Origin of the sequence: Bacillus sp. JJ722, assembly GCF_036963345.1 — a bacterium.
GTDB lineage: Bacteria > Bacillota > Bacilli > Bacillales > DSM-1321 > Bacillus_AD.
This window is the reverse complement of record NZ_JBALMO010000139.1, coordinates 7,445-11,301: the sequence shown is the minus strand read 5'-3', so window position 1 is coordinate 11,301 and position 3,857 is coordinate 7,445. Positions and strand designations below refer to the sequence as shown.

Below are 3,857 nucleotides of genomic sequence, written 5' to 3'. Positions count from 1 at the left end.
GTTAGAACGGGATAAAGTAAAAGTAACACTTTTTATATTATTTGAAATTATATTTGTACAACACATACTTCTTTTTTTCATAACAAGAATCATGCAATATAAAAACATTTGTATTTTGTTCATGTTTAAGCAACTTATTGATTACATCATATCTAGACATTGTTTTTTCCACTTGTATCTCTTTCACCTGAAGATTCTTTATTATATTGTCAATCAACTTGTTCACCCCTTATTGGCACGCATAAATTTAACCACATTTACATTAAAGTTAAAATTTCTCCCTAACGTAATTTTTACTGCCTATAAATTCAGTAGGAATAAACTATAATAGCTTCGAAGCAAAAAAATTTTATCTTTGTAAGCACTATATTGACTTAAAAGTCTATAATAGAATATAAATGTGAAAACTCTATGAAAATAAAACAATTTTACAAAATAAATTTATAATTACTAAAAAATCAGAATTATATAAAAATTAAATCTCCAAGAAAATACCACTACTAATCTAGAAAATCGCCTCATATACTAAATATACCCTGATTTTCACCCCTCAGTAAGTTTGACTGACCGTTCAAATTTTCCTATAATTATCTTAATCTTACGAGTTATGTAGAGGTGATGTTGATGGGGCAGTTATGATTGTTAATAACACTCACTTGAATAGAATTAGAGAAACTTCTCTTCGACATTCATTATAAGTATAGAACTCATCATTGATTTGATGAAGTTTCGTTTTAGCATCTAAGTATTGGATTGAAAATTAGTAAGATTTTATTATCTCAGGAGGTGACTCCTTTCTCGTTATGATGGCGGGATAAGGAAAAATATTTGGACGACATATTAAACTTGGTTATCTTGGCCCTGTTAATTGCTTTAACAGCATTTTTCGTAGCCTCAGAATTTGCCATAGTAAAAGTAAGAAGCACACGTATCGATCAGCTTGTAGAAGAAGGTAAGACTGGTGCATTAGCTGCCAAAAAGGTAGTTAGCCATTTAGATGAATACCTTTCTGCTTGTCAATTAGGTATTACAGTTACGGCGTTAGGTCTTGGATGGATTGGTGAAAAGAGTATAGAAGCAATTCTACATCCTCTATTCGTACAATTTAACATTCCATCGTCTGCAACAACTGTACTTTCATTTGTAATCTCTTTCTCAATTGTTACATTTTTACATGTTGTAGTCGGAGAGTTAGCACCTAAAACACTTGCAATTCAAAAAGCTGAAACAGTTACTTTATTAGTAGCGAAACCTTTAGCTCTATTTTACAAATTGATGTTTCCATTCATCTGGGTTTTAAATGGTTCCGCTCGATTAGTAACAAAAGCATTCGGTTTAAAACCAGCTTCTGAACATGAAATAGCTCATACTGAAGAAGAATTACGAATCATTCTGTCAGACAGTTATAAAAGTGGGGAAATTAACCAATCTGAGTTCAAATACGTAAATAAAATATTTGAATTCGACGATCGCATTGCTAAAGAAATAATGGTTCCACGAACAGAAGTTATTACATTAGCAAAAGAAGATTCACTTGAATATGCCTTTTCAATTGTTAAAGAAGAAAAATTCACTCGTTACCCTATCATAGATGGTGATAAAGACCATGTTATTGGAATGGTTAATGTTAAAGAGCTTTTTACATTTATGATTTCTAACGATGACTACAAGGATCAAACAGTAGAACCTTTAGTCCGCCCTATCATTCGTATCATCGAAACCGTTCCTATTCATGATTTACTTCTAAAGATGCAAAAGGAACGCATTCATATGGCCATCTTAATGGATGAATATGGCGGAACGTCTGGATTAGTAACTGTTGAGGATATTATCGAAGAAATTGTCGGAGAAATTCGTGATGAATTCGACCTTGATGAAGTTGCTGAGATACGTAAAATAGCAGACAATCACTATATTATTGATGCAAAAGTGCTTATCAGCCAAATAAATGATTTATTCGGAATTGATATTTCTGATGAAGATATAGATACAATTGGTGGCTGGATTTTAACAGAAAATTATGAAGCGAAAAAAGGAGATGTTCTCTCCTACGAGGGCTTCAACTTTAAAATTCTCGAAATGGAAGACCACCATATTCAATATATAGAAGTAACTGAAGTTGTAAAAGAGATTTCCATCGAAGCACAGCCAGAAGAACAATCACAATCTGAAAAAATTCAAATGTCTCAAACAACTGAAGTTGTTTCATAAAAAAAGCTGCCATTAGGCAGTTTTTTTATGAAATCAGCCAGATACTTTTTAGAAAACATAGTAAATGATAGGATGAAAATCTACAAATTGGCTCATAATACAAACAAACACATTAATTTCAACTAAGGAGAGATTAACTTGAAGTATATTGAATTATGCCAAAATTGTAGAGGTAAAGGTAAAGTCCCGTTTTTACAGATTTTCAGCAAGTCTTGTCCATCTTGTAACGGGAAAGGCAGAACAGTAACAAGTCTCCCATCACGAAATTTTTAACCAGCATATTATTTTATCAAAATAGAAATTTTTAATTTACAATAGTCATATTTCCTCCATCAAAAGATTATCAAAGGAAGGCTGTATTTGTTAGACAGTCTTCTTTACAATTATTATTCATGTTTTTATCTATGATTGTCTTATTAATAATTATTATTTTACAGTTATTGTTCCTTTCTTACTCAAGAGCTTCAGTTTATTTGATGCATCACCAATAGTTCCCCTTTGAGACTTTTCAGTATTCTTCTTTGTCTTAAATTCTTTTAAATTAACTGTTACATCATTTGAATTACTGTTAGCAGTAAGCATTAAGGAAGTAGGAGTTTCTTTATAGGATACAGTAATATCTCCTGTCTTCGTTTCTGCAAATAATGACTTTCCTTCTTTAATATCTTTGATTGATACTTCACCATCTGTTGAGGTAATTTTCATTTTAGGACTAACCACATTATTAATATAATTATCACCTGTTTTCGAAGCTACAGTTAATTCCTTTAATGAACTATCTTGCAAACCTAACTCTCCAGCTTTTGATGTAAATATACCTTTATCTGCTTTTAGTCCTACAATCTTTTTAGAACCTGAGACATTGGAAATTACAAGATATTTAGTCGTTACATCCTTCATTTTTATATCACCAGATTTGTTATTCAAAATAATTGCATCGACTCCATCCTTTGGAATAGAAATATAGATAGTACCTCTTTTTCCAAAGGTAAATCCTTCAATAAAGCTTAAATCTTCATTATGCTGATTAACTACTATTTTCTTTCCATCTTTTTTGATTGTTACTGGATCGTTCTTCTTATCATTTTGTTTACCTTCAACTGTAATTTTTATTTTGTTTGATTTAGTATCCTTAAACTCAATATCCCAAGATTTATTATTTATTTCGATTTCTTCAATACTATTTTTAAAAGACTTTTCTTCTTCAAAACTCTCACCTTTTACTTCTTTAATGCTAAAAAATACCCCGCAAACTACAATGAACCCAATAGATGTTAGTATGACTTTTTTCAATTTTATCTCTCATTTCATTTAAGTTTAAATATTGAACATTTTAACTTTAGGTCAAATCAATTTTGTCAATTTTATGATAAGATAAGTAGCCAATTGCAAGACCCAATAAACATAACACAATAGGCACTCCTATAAATTGAAACAAACTAACTTGACTACCCCCATCAGAAACAGTTGCATTAATCAGAACTCCAATTAATATAGACGAGGTAATGGTTGTCGCAGTTGATTTTTTCCTCATACCAAAATATAAAGGTACTAAACTTATTCCAGCCATCATAAATGCACTAATAAAAGTATTTGGAACTGTAGCAATAATATCACTTATACTAACTGGTGTTTCAAAGAATCCT

General features: G+C 30.7%; 2 protein-coding genes and 1 pseudogene. 1 reads left to right on the top strand and 2 read right to left on the bottom strand.

Features of this window, described 5'->3' with window-relative positions; translation table 11 throughout:
* Positions 1-846 precede the first annotated feature (846 nt).
* On the top strand, positions 847-2,211 hold the full coding sequence (locus V7014_RS16835; RefSeq protein ID WP_335508596.1) for a hemolysin family protein: 1,365 nt from the start codon (positions 847-849) through the stop codon (positions 2,209-2,211).
* Positions 2,212-2,637: 426 nt separating this feature from the next.
* On the opposite strand, the gene V7014_RS16830 is transcribed toward V7014_RS16835, so the two are convergent.
* Positions 2,638-3,504, bottom strand: coding sequence for a DUF4097 family beta strand repeat-containing protein (locus V7014_RS16830; RefSeq protein WP_335508594.1), 867 nt, complete (start codon positions 3,502-3,504; stop codon positions 2,638-2,640).
* 46 nt (positions 3,505-3,550) lie between these two features.
* A pseudogene (locus V7014_RS16825) lies at positions 3,551-3,857 on the bottom strand (ABC transporter permease); the annotation flags it as partial.